Origin of the sequence: Hymenobacter armeniacus, from assembly GCF_014699055.1 — a bacterium.
GTDB lineage: Bacteria > Bacteroidota > Bacteroidia > Cytophagales > Hymenobacteraceae > Hymenobacter > Hymenobacter armeniacus.
On sequence record NZ_JACXAC010000002.1, the window covers coordinates 312652 to 329684 of the forward strand.

General features: G+C 67.7%; 14 protein-coding genes. 4 read left to right on the forward strand and 10 right to left on the reverse strand.

Annotated features, from left to right (window positions below):
* Positions 1-81: 81 nt before the first annotated feature.
* From IC234_RS05785 to IC234_RS05810, 6 genes are all read right to left on the reverse strand, one after another.
* Positions 82-2037 carry an LVIVD repeat-containing protein gene (locus IC234_RS05785; protein ID WP_190922905.1) on the reverse strand — a complete coding sequence of 652 codons (1956 nt, stop codon included), beginning with the start codon at positions 2035-2037 and terminating at the stop codon, positions 82-84.
* 101 nt (positions 2038-2138) lie between these two features.
* Positions 2139-2765, reverse strand: coding sequence for a response regulator (locus IC234_RS05790; protein WP_190922906.1), 627 nt, complete (start codon positions 2763-2765; stop codon positions 2139-2141).
* 96 nt (positions 2766-2861) lie between these two features.
* Positions 2862-4814, reverse strand: a complete 1953-nt coding sequence (locus IC234_RS05795) for a tetratricopeptide repeat-containing sensor histidine kinase (protein WP_190922907.1) — start codon at positions 4812-4814, stop codon at positions 2862-2864.
* Positions 4815-4992: 178 nt separating this feature from the next.
* Complete coding sequence (locus IC234_RS05800; RefSeq protein ID WP_190922908.1) at positions 4993-6438, reverse strand: T9SS type A sorting domain-containing protein; 1446 nt, start codon at positions 6436-6438, stop codon at positions 4993-4995.
* A 68-nt stretch (positions 6439-6506) separates the two neighbouring features.
* Positions 6507-6770 (reverse strand): hypothetical protein, encoded by a 264-nt coding sequence (locus tag IC234_RS05805; protein ID WP_190922909.1) that lies wholly within the window; start codon positions 6768-6770, stop codon positions 6507-6509.
* A gap of 34 nt (positions 6771-6804) precedes the next feature.
* Positions 6805-7800 (reverse strand): hypothetical protein, encoded by a 996-nt coding sequence (locus tag IC234_RS05810; protein WP_190922910.1) that lies wholly within the window; start codon positions 7798-7800, stop codon positions 6805-6807.
* A 200-nt stretch (positions 7801-8000) separates the two neighbouring features.
* On the opposite strand from IC234_RS05810, the gene IC234_RS05815 reads away from it, so the two are divergent.
* Together IC234_RS05815 and IC234_RS05820 are read left to right on the forward strand one after the other, a co-directional pair.
* Entirely contained in the window at positions 8001-8762 is a 762-nt protein-coding gene (locus tag IC234_RS05815; RefSeq protein ID WP_190922911.1) for a LytR/AlgR family response regulator transcription factor, read from the forward strand.
* 172 nt (positions 8763-8934) lie between these two features.
* A complete protein-coding gene (locus IC234_RS05820; protein WP_190922912.1) occupies positions 8935-10749 on the forward strand; it encodes a sensor histidine kinase in 1815 nt (604 codons plus the stop codon).
* A 24-nt stretch (positions 10750-10773) separates the two neighbouring features.
* On the opposite strand, the gene IC234_RS05825 is transcribed toward IC234_RS05820, so the two are convergent.
* The gene (locus IC234_RS05825) at positions 10774-12009 is read right to left on the reverse strand and encodes an MFS transporter (protein ID WP_223827512.1); all 1236 of its coding nucleotides are present in this window, start codon (positions 12007-12009) and stop codon (positions 10774-10776) included.
* Positions 12010-12172: 163 nt separating this feature from the next.
* Between IC234_RS05825 and IC234_RS05830 the strand changes: the two genes are divergently transcribed.
* The gene (locus tag IC234_RS05830; protein ID WP_190922913.1) at positions 12173-12691 is read left to right on the forward strand and encodes a GreA/GreB family elongation factor; all 519 of its coding nucleotides are present in this window, start codon (positions 12173-12175) and stop codon (positions 12689-12691) included.
* Here IC234_RS05830 and IC234_RS05835 read toward each other — a convergent pair.
* Entirely contained in the window at positions 12688-13968 is a 1281-nt protein-coding gene (locus IC234_RS05835; protein ID WP_190922914.1) for a hypothetical protein, read from the reverse strand. The two genes, IC234_RS05830 and IC234_RS05835, sit on opposite strands and share 4 nt — an antisense overlap.
* Before the next feature lie 168 nt (positions 13969-14136).
* On the opposite strand from IC234_RS05835, the gene IC234_RS05840 reads away from it, so the two are divergent.
* Complete coding sequence (locus tag IC234_RS05840) at positions 14137-15063, forward strand: bestrophin family protein (RefSeq protein ID WP_190922915.1); 927 nt, start codon at positions 14137-14139, stop codon at positions 15061-15063.
* A gap of 33 nt (positions 15064-15096) precedes the next feature.
* On the opposite strand, the gene IC234_RS05845 is transcribed toward IC234_RS05840, so the two are convergent.
* Together IC234_RS05845 and IC234_RS05850 are read right to left on the reverse strand one after the other, a co-directional pair.
* The gene (locus tag IC234_RS05845) at positions 15097-15774 is read right to left on the reverse strand and encodes a hypothetical protein (protein WP_190922916.1); all 678 of its coding nucleotides are present in this window, start codon (positions 15772-15774) and stop codon (positions 15097-15099) included.
* Between the two features lie 199 nt (positions 15775-15973).
* Positions 15974-16903, reverse strand: coding sequence for an AraC family transcriptional regulator (locus tag IC234_RS05850; RefSeq protein ID WP_190922917.1), 930 nt, complete (start codon positions 16901-16903; stop codon positions 15974-15976).
* Positions 16904-17033: the final 130 nt, after the last annotated feature.

Genomic DNA, 17033 nt, shown 5'->3' on the forward strand with positions numbered 1-17033 from the left:
ACGCCAACGGCAAAGGTACCGGGAGTTCGAAATTCGAAAGACAAGAAAGGTTGAATACAGCTGCCGAAACGGCCGCTTTGGCTACTGCTCGTAAGTGATGAGGATGCGCGCCGTTTTGCCCAGCACCGAGGTCGAGGTGCTGCCGGCCCCGGCCCGCAGCACCACCCGGCCGTTATTGAAGTAAGCATAGTACAGCTCACCGGCATTGTCTGTGAAGCTCGGCGGCGAATGATTGCCGTTGCCGCAATCTACCAGCACTTGCAGGCCCAGGATTTTGCTCACGGTCAGGCCGTGGTCGAGAACGATTTGGGTGCCGGCCGTGGTGGGCATGGTGGCCGTCAGTTTCAGAAACGCCACGCTCGGCACCGTGCCCGCGGTGGGGGCGTCGCTGGCGCCGGCCACGCGCAGGTAGCCGTTCACGTCGAGCTTGGCGTTGGGCGTGCCGGTGCCGAGGCCGGCGTTGCCGGCGTTGTCGATGCTCAGGCCCTGGCTGCCGCCGTTGCCCACCAGCTGGTTGGTGCCCAGGTTGAGGTTGCTGCCCAGGTTCACGGCCGAGGTGCCGCGCAGCAGGCGGGCCCCCAACGACAGGTCGGCGGTCAGGGTGACGGGGCCGGCGCTGCTGGTGAGCGCAAAGCCGTTGAGGTTGAGGGGGCGGGTGGCCGTGTGGCTGCCCAGGTTGTCGCCGGGCAGGGTAATGATGTCGTCGGCCACGGCCAGGCTGCCGTCGGCCAGCAAGCCCAACGCGCGCAGGGAGTTGATGCGAAAGGTTTGCAGCGTGTTGGCAGCGTAGTTCACCACGAATGCCGTGGTGCCGCTCACGGCCACGGCCCGGGGCTCCTGGCCGGTGGCGGTGCCGCCGGTGGTGCCACCCGCCGTGGTGGGGTTGAGCAGAAACGGCGCAGCCGGGTTGCTCACGTCGAAGGCCTGCAGCGTGGAAGAAAACGAATTCACCACGTAAGCGCGCGACCCGTTGAGGGCGATGCCGGCCGGGCGGTTGCCGGTGGCGGTGCCGCCGGTGGTGCCGCCGGCCGTGGCGGGGTTGAGCAGGCGCGGGGCCGCCGGGTTGCTCACGTCGAAGGCCTGGAGGGTTCGGCCGCCATCGTTCACCACATACACCGTGCTGCCGCTCACGGCCACACCCCTGGGGGTGTTGCCGGTGGCCGTGCCGCCGGTGGTGCCGCCAGCCGTGGCGGGGTTGAGCAGGCGCGGAGCCGCCGGGTTGCTCACGTCAAATACTTGCAAGGTGTTGCTGCTGTTGTTCACCACATACACCGTACTGCCGCTCACGGCCAGGGCGGCGGGCCGGATGTCGGTGCGCGTGCCCATCGGCGAGGCATTGTTGACCAACGTGGGGCTGGCCGGGTTGCTCACGTCAAATATTTGCAGCGTGTTGCCGCCATTGTTCAGCACGTAGACGTAGGTGCCGCTCACGGCCACGGCGCTGGGGGAGCTGCCCGTGCGGGTGCCCGCATCGCGCGCGGCCCCGTTCAGCAGCGTGGGCTGCGCGGGGTTGCCCACGTTGAATACCTGCAGGATGTCGTCGTCGGCGTTGACCACGTAGGCGGTGGTGCCGCGCACGGCCACCCCGCTGGGGCCTGCGCCGATGAGCGTACCGGCAGTGCCCCCGTTTAGGCCGCCGCCACCCGTGCCCGGGCCGGTGCCGTTCAGCAGCACCGGATTGGCCGGGTTGCTCACGTCGAAGGTTTGCAGCGTGTTGTTGCCGTTGTTCACCACGTAGGCGGTGGCGCCGTTCACGGCCACCGCCACGGGCCCCTGGCCGGTAGCGGCGCTGCCGAGCTGGTTGGGGGCGGTGCCGGTGGGGCTGGAGTCGGCGTTGTCGAGCAGGCCCAGGGTGCCGTCGGGCAGCACCTGGGGCAGGCGCGCGCCCTCGCCGCTCAGGCCGCGCACGCGCAGGCTGCCGTTCACGTCCAGCTTCTGGGTGGGGGCAGTGGTGCCGACGCCCACATTCTGGGCCACGGCCACCCCGGGAGCTGCCAGGGCAAAGGCTACCAAGAGCAGCGAATAGTAGTTTTTCATCAAATCAGCCAGAAAACGGCCTCCGGCACCACGCCGCAGGCGACAGCAAATTTCCCGGGCCCGCCCAAGCCGCGCAAGTACATCTTGATGGGGGGCGGGCACTACCAGCGCCGGTTGCGCGCCAGCAATTCGCCCTTGGAGTTGATGTGCAGCTTGCCGTAGATGCTCTTGATGTGGCCGCGCACGGTATCGAGGCCAATGCCCAGCCGGGCTGCAATGAGCTTGTAGCTCAGGCCTTCTTCAATGGCCTGCACCACCTGTTGCTCGCGCGGGGTGAGGGGCTGCTCGGGCGCGGCGGCCGGCTGAAAGAACTTCACCACCTGCCGGGCCACCGCCGGGCTCATGCTGCTGCCCCCCTCGGCTACCGAAATCAGTCCGGCCTTGAGGTCGGCCAGCGGCGTGTTTTTCAAAAAATAGCCCACCGCGCCCGCGCACAGGCCCTGGAATATCCACTCCGGGTTGCCGGGCGGGGTGGTCAGCAGCACCACATCGGTGCCCGGCAACTGGGCCCGAATGAGCCCCACGCCCTCAATGCCCGACTTGCCGGGCAGGCCGATGTCGGACAGCACCAGCCGGGGCGGGGCCGCCAGCGTCTTAACCTGCGCCAAAAAGTCTTCCACTGAGCCCACGGCCAGCACGCAGTCGAACTCGGGCTGGGCGCAGAGGTAGGTGTGCAGGGCCTGCCGCACGGCGGGCACGTCTTCAATAATGGCAAGCGAAACGGGCATGGCACAAAAGTACCGGCCGGCCCGAGGCGCCGCTAGTACATCTTGATGGGGGAGGGGTGGGGTTAGCGCGCTGCATGACGTGCTGGCGGCTGGCAACTAGCTCACCGGCACTTCCACCAGCACGCCAAAGCCCGGCTGGCCCGGCACCGCCCCGAAGCCCGTGCGGCAGGCGCCGCCCACGGCCTCGGCGCGGGCTTGCATGTTGCGCAGGCCGTGGCCCGAGGCGCGCCCGGAGCCAGTGGCGGAAGGCGGGCCGTCGTCGGCAATGGCCAGGGTGAGGCGCTGGCCCGCGGTGCGCAGCGCCACCTGAATGTGCGCAGCCGGCGGGGCGTGCTTTTGAATGTTGGCGAGGGCTTCCTTGAAAATGAGGTAGAGGGCGCGGCGGGTTTCCACGGGCAGCACCGTGGTTTCGCTGGCGGCATCGGGGGCGAAGGTGATGGTGGCGTCGCCGTATTGCAGCACCTCGTAGGCGTGGTCGCGCAGGCGGTCGAGCAGGCTGCCCACGGCGTCGTTGCGGGCGTCGAAGCTCCACACCACGTCCTGCAGCTGGGTGGCGGCCCGCCGGCTGGTGGCGGCCACTTCGCGCAGCTGGGCCTGCTGCTGGGCCGGGGCGTGCACGCCGGCTTCGAGCAAATCGGTTTGCATGGAAATCTGGGTGAGCAGGGCGCCCACTTCGTCGTGCAAATCGGCGGAGAGGCGCGTGCGCAGGGCCAGCTCGCGGCGCAGCTGCCGGCGGCGGTATTCCTGCAGGGCCACCGCCCCCAGCGCCAGCAGCAGCACGGCCGCCAGCCCGGCGCCCAGCAGTTGGCGCTGGCTGCGCAGCTCGGTCACCTGCTGGCGCTGGGTGAGTTCGCGCACGCGGGCCTCGGCGCGGTCGGTTTCGTAGCGGGCGCGCTGCTCTTCGGTAATGCGGGTGTCGGCCAGGGCGCGCAGGGAGTCGCGCAGGGTCTGGGCGCGGGTTTGCCAGGCGTAGGCGGCGGCAAAGTCGCGGCGGTGCGCGGCCACTTGGCGCAGCACGTCCAGCGCGTCCAGTACCTGGTTCGATTCCAGGGCCTGCCGGGGCAGGGCCAGCACCTGGCGGGCGTAGCTTTCGGCCTGTGGCCACTGGCCCTGGCGCAGGTAAAAGCCGGCCAGGCTTTTCAGGGCCACGCTCAGCTCGGCGGGCCGGCCGATGCGCCGGCGCTGAGCCAGCACTTTGGCAAAGTAGTAGCGGGCCGAATCGGGCCGGTTCAGGTGTTCGTAGGCTTTGGCCAGCGTGTTCCAGGTGATGGGCGCGGCGCCGGTGAGGTGGACGCGCTGCTGCAGGTGCAAGGCCAGCCGCAGGCAGGGGAGCGCGGCGCGGGCGCTGTCGCGGTTCAGCAGCACGGTGCCCAGGTTGAGCCACGACGTGGCCAGGGCCACGGTGTCGCGCAAGGCGGTTTCCAGGGCCTTGCCCTGCCGGGTGTAGGCGGCGGCTTCGGCCCAGCGCTTTTGCTGCGCATAAATCAGCGCCAAATTGCCCAGGGCGGCGGCTTCCGAGCCCCGGTTGCCGCGGCGGTGGTGCAGGCGCACGGCCCGAAATAGATTGACGGCGGCCGAGTCGAGCCGGTTTTGCCGCGCAAACAAGATGCCCCGCGAGTTCAGAATTTCAGCCCACAAATCGGCATCCGTGCCCGCCAGCTGGTAGGCTTCGCGGTACAATTGAAACGCCTGGGCCGGCTGGTTCAAGTCGCCGTGCGCCATCCCCAAATGGTAGCGGTAGTTGGCCTGCACGGCGCTTGGTGCGGTGCGTAGCAGCGAGCCGGCCTGCTGCAGCAGGGCCAGGGCGCGGGACACGTCGCCGGCTTCGCGGTAGTAGTTGCCGCGCAGGTCCAGGGCGCGGCCGGCCAGCACCGGCTGGCGCGCCCGGCGAGCCACGCGTTCGGCTTCCTCCGCGTACTGCACCACGCCGGCCGAATCAAACGGTTCCCAGTAAGCATCGGCGATGCGCAGCAGGACGGCGGCCCGGGCCGCCCCGGCAGCCGGCGTGGCCTTCAGGGCCGCGCGCAGGCTGTCGGGAACGGGCGGCAAGGAAGCGACTTGCGCCCGTGCCGCCAATGGCAGCAGCGCCTGCAGCATCAGCCCCGAAAAAACAAGTTGAAAACGAGGCCAATGGCGTAAACGAAACGGCATGCAGAAACGGTGGTGCTAGGAAGGCGACGATTTTTTCGAAAAATAACCGTCGCCCTCCTTCTTTCCGCCTGCGGGCCTATTCCCGCACGAGCTTCAGCTGCGCGTGTTGGGCGCCTTGGTTGAGGCGCAGCACGTACACGCCGGTGGCCAGCGGTCCAAGCTCGGCCAGCGGCAGCTCGGTGCTGCCCGCGAGCAAGCTGAGGGTGCGGCTGAGCACGAGGCGGCCCAGGGCATCGTGCACGATGAGCGCGGCCGGGCCCGCCGAAGCCGTGCGCAGGGTGAGGGTGAGGGTGGTGCCCCCCGGGCCGAAGGGCTGCGGCCAGGCTTCGGCGGACAGGCCCAGCGGTGCGGCCACGCGCACCTGGCGCACCGGCGAGTAGCTGGCCGTGCCATCCTTGTCCACTTGGCGCAGGCGGTAATACACGGGGTCGGCGGCGTAGCGGGCAATGGCCTTGTCGGTGAATTGATAGTCAACGGGCTGCGTGGTGCTGCCGTGCCCGGCCACGGTGCCGATGCGGCGGAAAGCGCGGCCGTCGGCGCTGGCTTCCACCTCAAAATGGTCGTTGTTTTTCTCCGAGGCCGTGGTCCAGCGCAGCAGTGCGTCGTCGCCCAGCGGCTCGGCCGTGAAGCGCGCCAACTCCACGGGCAGCGGGGCCGAAACGTTGCTGACGGTGAAGGCGCCGAACTCCGTAACGTCGGCCGCAAAGCTGCGGGTGGCGGCGCTGCCGGGCGCGCCCTCTTTGCTCCAAGGCCCGGCCGCCGAGGCTGCCCGCCAGAGCTGGGCACTGGTACCGGGCACGAAGCCGTTGTCGTCGTCGGGCAGCCAGCTAAACGAGGCCGTGACGGCCGCCGTTGGCGTGCCGGTGGCGGCCACGGTCCACACCCGGTCAATGCCTTTGTTGGTGCCGGCCAGGTTCTGGCCAAAGCTCAGCCCGGCCGTTTGCAGGCCGGCGGTGCGCGTGACGGTGACGGTGCCCAGGCTCTGGCCGTTGGGGGTGAGGGTGACGCCGTTGGAAAAGGCCACGGGCGCGGTGCCGCTCACGGCGGCGCGCACGGCCCGCAGGTTGCCCTGCACGTAGCGGCCCGTTTGCTCGCCCAGCAGGGTGGCGCCGTCGGGCAGGGTGAGGGTGGCGGCCGGGGCGGTGCGCAGCAGGCCGGCGGTGAGGGCGAGTTGGCCGGTCACGCTCAGGTCGGCGGGCAGCAGGAGGCGGTTGGCGCCCGCGGCGCCGGTGTTGGCCACTTCGAGGTTGGCCAGCGCGGTGCCGGCCGGCGAGGTCAGGGTCTGGTCTTGGGCGCCGCTGAAGCGAAGCAGGCCCGCGCCGCTCAGGCTGGCCGCCGGGGCGGTGTTGGTGAAGTCGCCGGTGAGCTGCACGGTGCCGTCGTTGGCGAGGGCGCTGCCGGCTTTGTGCAGCAGGCCGCCGCTCACGTAGAGCGTGGCGCCCGACTGCACCGTGAGGGTGGCCCCGTCGTTGGTGAGGGTTTGGGCATTGCCAGCGGCAGAAACCAGCAGCAATGTTGCCAAGAGTGCGAGGGAAGCGAAGTTCTGCGTCATGACCTTAAAAAAACAATCGTGGAAAAGCGACGGCCAGGCTACTGCAAACGCCAGCCACCCGCCACATAAATAAAATTGCGAAAGCCACTAGTGGCCAGTGTGACGATGCCATAAGCGTACGCCACCGAAATGTTTTGTGGGTCGAGATTGCCCAGAATCAGCACCGTGTCCTCAGGCCACCCAATGGCGTGGGGGGCCGTGGTGCCAATGCCCACGCCCCCGGTTTGGGCTTGGGCCGCAGCGGGCGTGCCCAGCGCCAAGACCGCGGCCAAAAAAGAAAGAAAAGCGTGCGAACGTATCATGTCGAAAAGCAGAAAAAGGTTGGGGCCCTCCGCCCTAGCGGATGCGGGCACAGTTGCAGTAAATCATCACCGCGCGGTTGCTGCCCGACGTGTTAGTGAACCGCAGCATCCAGCCGGTGGTAGGCGAGGCGGGGTCGGGGCCCGAGTAGTTGAGCACAATGTCCCGCTGGGCTCTATTGTAGTCGCGGTGGCCGCCGCCGCCGCTCAGCACCTGGGTGCCAGCAGGGCATGTAATGCGCCATTCGCCGTGGGTATTGCCTCGCACCGAAGCGGTGTTGTTCACTGTAATGAAGCCTACGCCCACGCTACCGGCCACATCCAAGTTATTGCTTACGGTCGCGTCGCCGACCACGCGCAGGTTCTTGGACACGCGCAGGTTGTTGCCCACGGTCGCATTGTTAGCCAGGGTCGCGTCGCCGGTCACATTTAGGGTAGTAGCCACGCGTAGGTTGTTGGCCAAAGCCACGTTGCCGTTGGAAGCAATCTGCACGGCATCGGTCATGATGCCCGCGTTTGTGGTGCGCAAGGTCAGGCCAATGCTGGTGGTGCTGGTCATGTTGGGCACGCGGGCCTGCAGGTAGGCCGTGCCGCTGGTGCCGTTGTAGGGAGCCAAGAAAATGTGACCGGGCAGGTACAGGTTTTGGCTGGTGCCGTTGTTAGGATTGGCCACCAAATAGGTGTCGCCGTTGGCAACGTCGAGGCTGCCCCGTGGGGTGCTGGTGCCGAGGCCCACCTTGCCGCCCGGCTGAATGAAGAGGCTGGCATTGGCGCTCCCGGTTTCGGCCAAGTTCAAGCCGTTATTAAGTAGATTGACGTGGAAGCGGGGCGCGCCGGCGGTGTTGCGTAGCGAAAGCAGTTCGCTGTTTGTGCCCGTGCCCTGCACGGTCAGGGGCCGGTCGGGCGTGGTCGTGTTGATGCCCACGTTCTGGGCCTGGGCGGCCGTGGCCAGGCCCAGCGCGGCGACCAAGAATCTGGCCCGGCGGATGGTAGCGTGGGGCAGCCCGGCAAGTAGGATTAGCGGTGTTTTCATACAGTATGCAGAAAGGTGGAGTCAAGGGTTTGAGCCGGTAGCCAGTAGGGTTCGGTCATCCAAAGCTCCCCTAGCGGCCGGCCCCTGCCAATAAAAAGTAGCAGACGCCCTCCCGTGGTATGCGAACGGCCGGCCCGTGGTATGTGAGCCGGGGCGCGTGCTTAACTTTCGGAGCCTGCCCGTTGCGGGCCGCCCGCCGGATGCCTGCTCCCCTCCAACTCCTCATCATCGAAGACGAAGCCGTGCTGGCCCTCGACCTGCGCGCCACCCTGCAAGCCGAAGGCTACGGCGTGGTGGGCATCGCGGCGAGTGGCCCGCGGGCGCTGGAGCTCTTCGCCCAGCACCCCGTCGACGGCGTGCTCTGCGACATCCACCTGCAAGGCCCCTGGGACGGCATCGAAACCGCCCGGCGCCTGCTGGCCGTGCGCCCCGTGCCGCTCATCTACCTCACCGCCCTGGCCGACCAGCCCACCCTCGACGCGGCCCTGACAACCGCGCCGGCGGCGTATTTGCCCAAGCCCGTGTCGGCGGCCAGCCTGCGGGCGGCCCTGGCGCTGGCCTTGCACGCCATTGCCCGGCCCGCGGCGCCTGCCCCGCCCGAGCCGGCCGCCAGCGCCGACGCCCTCACCCGCGACACCATCCTGCAGCTCGAAGGCCACGTGTTCATCAAGGACAATAATCAGTTCGTGCGCATTCCGCTGGCCGATATCCTGTTGCTGGAGGCCGACAACACCTACACCACCCTCGTCACGCCCACCCGCAAATACGCCCTGCGCCTGACCCTGGGCGCCGTGCTGGAGCGGCTGCACTTTGCCCAACTCGTGCGGGTGCACCGCTCGTTTGCGGTCAACATCCAGCGCGTGGAGAGCTTTTCCGATACCGAAGCCACCGTGGCCGGCCAGGCCGTGCCGCTGGGCCGGCAGTACCGCGAGGCGTTTTTGAAGCAGTTTCAGTTTCGGTAGGGCCGGGCTGGCGGCGGTGGCTTACCAAATGGCGTCGTTCACTGGCCGGGCCGGGGCGTTGGCACCATTTCTGGCCACCTGAATTATGAGGGCCTGTACTTTCGTTGCGGGGTGGCTTTTGCCGGCCCCGAGGCGGCCCAATGGTTCGGCGCCGCTGTATTTTCCCGTGGCCATGCTTCGCCGGTTGTTGCTCGTCCTTGCCTTGTTTACCCGCCTGCCGGTGGCCGGGCAGGGGCTGCCCGCGCCCACCGACACGGCCCAGGTGCGCGCCCGGCTGGGCGAGGGTTGGCGGCTGCTGGCGCGCAACAACGACTCGGCGCTGGCCCTGAACCGGCAGCTGCTGCGCGCCAGCCAGCGGCTGCATTTCCCCTACGGCGTGGCCCAGAGCTGCCTGCAACTGGGCACGGCCCTGCGCAACGCCAGCGAGTTCGATTCCAGTTTCTACTACGCCCGGCGGGCCCAGGCCTTGTTCGAGGCCCAGCACCGGGCCGACGGCGTGGCCTGGGTGCTCAACCTCAACGCTCAAACCTACAAGCGCATGGGCGACGCCCAGGGAGTGGAGTTGCTCACGCGCAAGGGCCTGGAGCAGGCCCGGCAGGCCCTGGCGCTGGCCCGCAGCGGCCCGTACCCGGCCGTGATGGTGTCGGCCCTGACGACGCAAGGCATCATTTACCGCGACCTGAACTTGCCCGACTCGGCCCGCGCCTGCTACCAGGAAGCCATGCGCGTGGAACTGCAGCACCGGCCGGTGCCCTCGTCGCTGGGCGTGGTGTATGCCAACTACGGGCAGCTGCTGATGGACTACGACCGCAACTACCCGCCGGCCATTGGCTATTTCCGGCGGGCGCTGGTGCAGCACCGCGCCCAGCACAACCGCAACGGCTTGGAGCATGCCTACCGCCAGCTCAGCTGGGCCTACCGCCTGCAGGGCCGGCACGCCCAAGCCGTGGCCGCTGCCGATACCTGCCTGGCCCTTGGCCGCGCCATCGGCGACCCGCACCGGCTCAGCAACTCGCTCGAAGCGGCCTGCTTTGCCTACCGCGACGCCGGCCGCTACCGCGAAGCCACCGACCTGATGGAGGAGCGCCGCCTCTTGGATAACAACACCAACCGCCTGGAAAAAACCCGGGCCGTGACCCGCATCGAAGCCGCCTACCGGCTCGAAAAGCAGCAGGCCCGCATTGCCAGCCTGGCCCTGGCCAACGCCCGGAAGCAGAAAGTGCTGCTGGCCCTGGGGGTGGGCCTGTCGGTGCTGGCGGGCCTGCTGGCGTTTGGCGCCTGGCAGTACCGGGCCCAGCGGCGGGCCAACGCCCAGCTGCGCGCCACCAACCAAACCGTGGTGGAAAACAACGCCCGCATTCAGGAGCAGGCCGCGCGCCTCACGCTGCTGCTGCGCGAGCTGCACCACCGCGTGAAAAACAACTTGGCCATCGTGAGCAGCTTGCTCAACCTGCAGTCGGGCAGCCTGGCCGACCCCGTGGCCGCCCGCGCCGTGCGCGAAGGCCGCCAGCGAGTGGAAGCCATGGGCCTGATTCACCAAGGCCTGTACCAGACCGAGCAGGTGGTGAGCGTCGACATGCGGCCCTACCTCGCCACGCTGGTCGAAAACCTGCTGGCGGCTTATGGCTTCGACGAAGACCGGTTCGACTTGGTGCTGGAGCTCGACCTGCCGGCCCTGGACGTGGACCGCGCCGTGCCCCTGGGCCTCATCCTGAACGAGCTGGTGACCAACGCCCTCAAACACGCCTACGCCCGGGTGGCGCGCCCGCTGCTGCGCGTGTACCTGGGCAGCCCCGCCGGCGGCCTGCTCTTGGAAGTGGAAGACAACGGCCCCGGCCGGCCGCCCGGCTACGACACCGGCAATTCCTTCGGCACCCAGCTCATCGGGGCCCTCAGCCAGCAAATCGGCGGCGAGATGACCATGAGCAACGAGCCCGGCGCTTGCTTCCGGCTGTGGGTGCCGGCCGCCGCGGTGCTGGTAGGGTGAAGGCGCCCCAGTCCGGGGGCGGCGCTACTTCCGCGCGTAGTACCGGCTTATCAGCCACGCCGAACCGGCCAGGCCAGCGCCCAGCAGGCACACGCCAGGCCAGCCGCCGTGCGTCCAGGCCAGCCCGCCGAGCACGGAGCCCAGCGAGCCGCCCGTAAAGTAGCCGGTCATGTACACGGTGTTGAGGCGGCTGCGGGCCTCGGGCACCAGCGAGAAAATCAGGGATTGGTTGGAGATGTGCGTGGCTTGCACGCCCACGTCGAGCAGGATGACGCCCACCACCAGCCCGGCCACCCAGCCGCCGCCCAGGCCCAAAATGGCATAGGCCCCCAGCGCCAGCGCAATGCCCAGCCCAATGGTATAGTCCGGCCCGCGGGTGTCGGCCGTTTTACCGGCCAGCGGGGCGGCTAGGGCTCCAAATGCCCCAATCAGCCCAAAGAAGCCGGCCACGTCGGAGCCGTAGTGGAAGCGGGGGCCTTCGAGGTAAAACGCCAGCGTGGTCCAGAACACGCTGAAGGCCGCAAACAAAAATGCGCCCACCAGCGTGGCCCGCCGCAGCGCCGGCTGCTCGCGCACCAGCGTGCCCAGGGACTTCATCAGCGAAGCATACGAGCCCGTGAAGCTGGGCCGGTCCTGGGGCAGCTGCCAAGCCAGCAGGGCCACCAGCAGCACCATCAGCCCGGCCCCGATTTCGAACATGGCCCGCCAGCCCAGGTGCAGCCCCACGTAGCCACTCACGGTGCGCGAGAGCAAAATGCCGATGAGCAGGCCGCTCATCACGCGGCCCACCACGCGGCCCCGCTCGGCCTCGGGGGCCAGGTGGGCGGCCATGGGCACCAGCAGCTGCGGCACCGCCGACAGCAGCCCGATGAGCACGCTGGCCGCCGCCAGCAGGGCAAACGAGGGCGCAAACGCCGCCGCCGCCATGGCGCCGGCCGCCCCCAGCAGCATGAACAGCATCAGGCGCTTGCGCTCCAGCATGTCGCCCAGCGGCACCACCAGCAGCATGCCCAGCGTGTAGCCAATCTGGGTGGCAGTGGCCGCCAGGCTGGCCCCGCTGTCGGTTTTGTGAAAGGTGCGGCCGATGGCGGCCAGCAGGGGTTGGTTGTAGTAGATGTTGGCCACCACCAGGCCGCAGGTCACGGCCATGAGCCACACCAGGGCGTTGCTGAGCGGCGGCGTTTCGGCGGGCGGGGCGGGGGCCTCCGGGGCCGGCAGGGCCGGAGGGAGGGGTCGGTTTTCGATTGCGGAGTTGGACATGGAAGGAAGGCACGGGCCGGGGCCCGCGAAGGCACAAGACTCCTCCAACCGCCCAACGCGCCCGATGGTTGCACCCCACCGCCATTCGACCCCGGCGCCAGCCACCACACCTGCCGGCCCCACGGGCCGGCAACTCCGGTTGCGCCGCTGCGTTCAACCGGGCATGAGCCGAGGTTTTGTCAAGGAAGACGACGCGCAGACGCCGCCCATCATTCCGCCCCGCGCGGCGCTGCCGCCGGGCACGCCCAACTACGTCACGCCCCACGGGCTGGAAGCGTTGCGCGCCGAGCTCGCGGCCCTCGAAGCCGAGCGCGCCCAAGCCGAAGCCAACCGCGACAACGACACCGACCGCACCCACCAGCTTTCGCTCTACAACGGCCGCATTGCCCTGCTCACCGAGCGCCTGGGCAGCGCCAAAGTGGTGGACCCCGCCGGCCAGCCGGCCCGGGAAGTGCGCTTTGGGGCCACCGTCACGCTGCGCACCGTGCGCGGCGGCAAGGTGGGGTTCGAGCGCACTTTCACCATCGTGGGCGTTGATGAAGCCGACATTGCGCTGGGCAAAGTGGCCTTTGTGGCGCCCATTGCCCGGGCCGTGCAGGGCGCCAAGCTGGGGAAACCGGTGACGCTGAAGCTGGGCCCGCAGGAGGAAGTGGTGGAGGTCACGGCCATCGCCTACGCCTAGCGGTTGGCTTCCGAGAGCCAATGAAACTGCCGCTCGGCCAGCTGGAAGTGGCGGCGCTGGCGCCGCAGGGCAATGAGCACCGAATCGTTGCGCATGCGGCCGCGCAGCACCAAGTGGTTGCTGTCGGGCTGGGCGTAGCGCAGGGTGAAGAGGGGCAGCGAGTCCGAAGCCATTTTCTTGAAGGCGATGGTGCGGCTGGCCGAATCGATGGTGTAGGCGAAGTAGCCACGGCGGTAGCGCTGCCGCAGCAGGGTGTCGGGCGAGCCCACGCTCCCCGACGTGTTGGCTTCAAAAACCACGTCCTTCCAGCGCAGGCTGTCGGGCACGTTGGCCTCAAACCGCTCCACCTCAAAGAACCCAGTGGCGAGCCGGCCTTTGGCCGGGGCGCTGGCCGTGGCACTGCCCTGCGCGTATTGGTAAAGCGGCAACAAGGCAAACAGGCCAATGAATACCGCTTTGAGGGTGAGTTGGGCCACGCGCCAGCGCCAAGGCAGCGGTGCCGCCTCGGGCGCCGGCGGCGTGGGGCGGTTGAGAATAAAAAAATTGAGCAGCCGCCCGGCATCGCCCAGCAGCAAAAACACGCTGAGCACGAACAGGTGAATGGAGAAAATCTTCACCGGAATATCGTAGCACAGGTTCAGCATCATCACGTTCAGAAACACGCTGGCGGCCACAAAGGCCCCCAGCGTGCTGGTGCGCCGCCACAGCAGCAGCACGCCCGCCGCCACCTCCGCCGCCCCGGAAAACACCTGGTAGGGCTTGGAATAGCCGATGAAGTACCACGAAAAGCGCATGGGCAGGAAGTCGCCCAGCGGGGTGGCCAGCGCGCTGAGCGTGGGCGGCACCATTTGCAGGGCAAACAGCTTGAGGATGCCGTAGCCCAGGGCGTTGAGGGCCACGAAGTAGCGCACCAGCACCAGCAGCCAGCGGTAGCCCGTGTCGTAGCTGGGCCGGCGGCGGTCGAGCAGCACCCACAGGGTGGCGCCCACCACGCCCGCCAAAGCGAAAAAGCACAGCTGCGCGTAGCCGTAGGACGTGTCGCCGCTGCCGTTGAGGGGCACCAGCACGTCTTTCACGTGGAAGAGGTGGCGGTTGCCCAGGTTCACCAGCCAGCCTTCGGCCGCGCCGTAGGCCCCGGCCACCTCACCCAGGCCCGGCACGCTGGCCAGCCAGGTGAGCGGCGAAATGAACAGCAGCAGGTAGATGCACGAGAAGCAGAAGAGCCACTTGCGCCACAGCGGCCAGCGGGAAGCAGAAGGCGAGAGCGTTGCCTGCATAAACAAGTTGGAAAGGGCGGTTTGGCTGCTAAAGTATTGCATTTGCGCAATGTGATTGCAACGCTAAGGCCGGGCCCGTCCGTAAAGGCAGTGAAAGCTGTTTCGTACCGGGGCGCTCCCGGCCCGGCTGCTAACTTGCGCCGGGCGGAGCCACCGCTTTTTTACTGCATGATTGTTTACAAATCGACCGACTGGGTAGAAGCCCTGCGCCACCTGCGCGCCTCCGACATCATCCGCCTGCTGCTGAAGCGCGTGCTCTGGGTGGGCCTCTACGCCGCCGTGGTCACGGGGCTGGTGGTGAAATACGACAAGCTCAACCTGGCCGTCGACAAAGAATTTTTCTCGTTCCTGGGCATCATGCTCAGCCTGCTGCTGGCTTTCCGCACCAACACGGCCTACGACCGGTTTTATGAAGGCCGCCGCCTCTGGGGCCAGCTCGTGAACAACTGCCGCAACCTGGCCGTGCTGCTGCACGCCCGCCTGCCCGCCAACGACCACGCCAACCGCACCTACCTGGCCCGCCTGCTCTCCAACTTTCCCATCGCCCTCGACGGGCACCTGCGCCAGGGCGTGCGCTTCGAGAAGCTCGAAGAAGCCGACGCCGGCTTCGTGGAACGCCTGCAGCAGGTGCAGCACGTGCCCTCGCGCCTGTCGGCGCTGCTGCAGGAGGCGTTCGAGCGCCTGTTGCGCGAGGAAGTGCTGCTGCCCAACCACCTCATCACGCTGCAGCGCCACCACGAAGCCCTGCTCGACGTGGCCGGCGCCTGCGAGCGCATCAAGGCCACGCCCATCCCGTTTTCCTACAGCTACTTCATCAAGGGCTTTGTCACGGTGTTCATCCTCACCATGCCCTTCAACCTGCTCGATACCTACGAGTGGCTCACGGTGCCCATCACCATGCTGGGGGCCTACGCGCTGCTGGGCGTGGAAATGATTGGCGACGAAATCGAGGACCCTTTCGGCAAAGACAGCAACGACCTGCCGCTCACCCAGATTTCCAACCGCATTCGGGCCAACGTGCACGAAATCCTGGGCGTGGAGCTGCACGAAGACGTGCGCACCCTGGCTGACGTGCCCTACAGCGTGGTATTTTAGCAAGTTCCGGCCTTTGCGCGTGGCGCAGCCGCGCTACTTTTTCAGGTACGGCACCTCGCCCTTCATGTCGCGCACCAGGGCTTTGGCCAGCGCCACCGCGCTGGTGCTGGGCTTGCCGCGCAGCTCGTGGTCGAAGCGCCACACCAGCTGGCCGGTTTGGGTGTCGTAGATGTCAAGGGCGGTCTGCACGGTGTTGTCGGCCATGGGGTTGGCGCCGTTGCTGAGCACAAACACGGCGATGCTCACGCCGCCGGGCAGCAGTTGATGCATGGTGGTTTGGCCCGCCAGCACGGCATCTACGCCGAGGGCAGCGCGCAACTCGGCCATCGAGCGGGTGGGCAGGTTCTCGTAGGTAATGCCGGCGCGGGCCAGGCGTTGGTTGGTTTCGGCCGGGTTCTGAAAGGTGCACGTGGCGGGGCGCTCCGCTTGCTGGCGCATAAACTCGGCTTGGAGGGCGGCCTGCAGCTGGTAGCCCATCTGGCGGCGCTCGGCCAGCAAGCCGTTTTCGAGGGTGCTGCCCAGCGGGCGGGCGGCGCTGTCCCGGGCCCACACGCCGGCGTGCGCCACCACGTCGCGCAGCCGCTCCAGCTGCACGGCAAAAGGCAAAATGGCCACCGTGCGGTGCGCGGCCAGCGCGGCCGGGGCCAGGGCCTGGCCCTCGAAGCTGCGCCGGGCGCATCCCAACAGCCCGAGGCCAAGGCTAAGCAGCAATACAACAAGCGCAAAATGACGCATACAAGGCCGGAATTTATGCTAAAGATGCGGAGCCGTGCGGAGGTGTTGCACGCGGGCGCTGCGGCGGGCTACGGCGGGCGCACCCACGCCCGCTTCGTCGATAAGCCACCGGCAAATTTCGGAATAATAACAGGGGTTTTGCTTGTTCGGCAAGGGCGTCGCAGTTCGCCCGGCCTTATGCCACCAGCTGCCGCTTGTACGTGCCGGGCGTCATGCCTTCGTACTTCTTGAACAGCGCCTGGAAGTAGGACAGGTTGTTGAAACCCACCCGCAGGCACACGTCGGCCACGCTGGTCAGGGGGTGGCGCAGCAGGCGCTTGGCCTCGCCCAGCCGCTCCCGAATGATGTACTCGACCGGCGTGAGGCCGAACTCGCGCTTGAACACCCGGAAGAACGTGGCCTTGCTCATGCACGCCAGCGCGCTGAGCTTGTCAATGCTCAGGTTTTCGGCTAGGTGCTGCTTGATGTAGTCGACCACGGCCGCAAAGCGGTGCGTGGTGAGGTAACGGGCGTAGTCGTGGAAGATGAGCTGGCGGGCCTGGGTCTGCATCAGGCGCACCAGCAGCTCCTGCAGGGTAAAGCCGGCCAGCACGTCCTTGTTGATGTCGGAAGTGCGCGACACGGCCACCAGGCGGCCCAGCGTATCGGTCAGCTCGGGCGTGTTGGTGAGGTGGGCGTAGTCGGGGCCCTCTATCTTCCAGGGCTGGTGCACTTCGGCCCTGGGATAACGCTCATTCAGCAGGTCCACGGTGTGGCGAATGGTATCGGGCGCAATGGCCACGGCCAGGCACTGGGTGGGCTGGCACAGGCAGGCCTCGGGGAAGTCAATTTCCATCAGCTCGTCCTTCTCCACCACCACGCTCTCGCCGGGCAAATAGTCGAACGCGGCGCGGCCGGGCAGGTGCATCACCTTCTTGCCGCGCAGCATGGTGGTCAGGGCCAGCCCGTCGAGGCGCAGGGGCACCCGGTGAGCGGCGTGGTGGGTCTCGAACACGTTCAGCTCGAAGCCTTCCAGGGCATATACCGTTCGGTTTTCGACCAGGGAATGCAGGCGTTCGAGGGCCAGGGGGGCAACGGCAGCAGGCAAATGGACGCGGGAGGTCATGGCGACAGCAGCTGTGGTGAGGGAGTACCCACTCTCAACATCGGGATGGTGGCACAAGTTGCGACAATTTTAGCACTCTTTGCGACAATACCACAACCCGCCGGGCCAGGGAAAAGAGACCTTTACACCG

Excerpts from the sequence above, each read along its gene's own strand:
- IC234_RS05840 (WP_190922915.1), top strand. The coding sequence starts at position 14,137 with ATGATTGTTTACAAATCGACCGACTGGGTAGAAGCCCTGCGCCACCTG.
- IC234_RS05815 (WP_190922911.1), top strand. The coding sequence starts at position 8,001 with ATGCCTGCTCCCCTCCAACTCCTCATCATCGAAGACGAAGCCGTGCTG.
- IC234_RS05790 (WP_190922906.1), bottom strand. The coding sequence starts at position 2,765 with ATGCCCGTTTCGCTTGCCATTATTGAAGACGTGCCCGCCGTGCGGCAG.
- IC234_RS05805 (WP_190922909.1), bottom strand. The coding sequence starts at position 6,770 with ATGATACGTTCGCACGCTTTTCTTTCTTTTTTGGCCGCGGTCTTGGCG.
- IC234_RS05810 (WP_190922910.1), bottom strand. The coding sequence starts at position 7,800 with ATGAAAACACCGCTAATCCTACTTGCCGGGCTGCCCCACGCTACCATC.
- IC234_RS05830 (WP_190922913.1), top strand. The coding sequence starts at position 12,173 with ATGAGCCGAGGTTTTGTCAAGGAAGACGACGCGCAGACGCCGCCCATC.
- IC234_RS05850 (WP_190922917.1), bottom strand. The coding sequence starts at position 16,903 with ATGACCTCCCGCGTCCATTTGCCTGCTGCCGTTGCCCCCCTGGCCCTC.
- IC234_RS05820 (WP_190922912.1), top strand. The coding sequence starts at position 8,935 with ATGCTTCGCCGGTTGTTGCTCGTCCTTGCCTTGTTTACCCGCCTGCCG.
- IC234_RS05825 (WP_223827512.1), bottom strand. The coding sequence starts at position 12,009 with ATGTCCAACTCCGCAATCGAAAACCGACCCCTCCCTCCGGCCCTGCCG.
- IC234_RS05835 (WP_190922914.1), bottom strand. The coding sequence starts at position 13,968 with ATGCAGGCAACGCTCTCGCCTTCTGCTTCCCGCTGGCCGCTGTGGCGC.
- IC234_RS05785 (WP_190922905.1), bottom strand. The coding sequence starts at position 2,037 with ATGAAAAACTACTATTCGCTGCTCTTGGTAGCCTTTGCCCTGGCAGCT.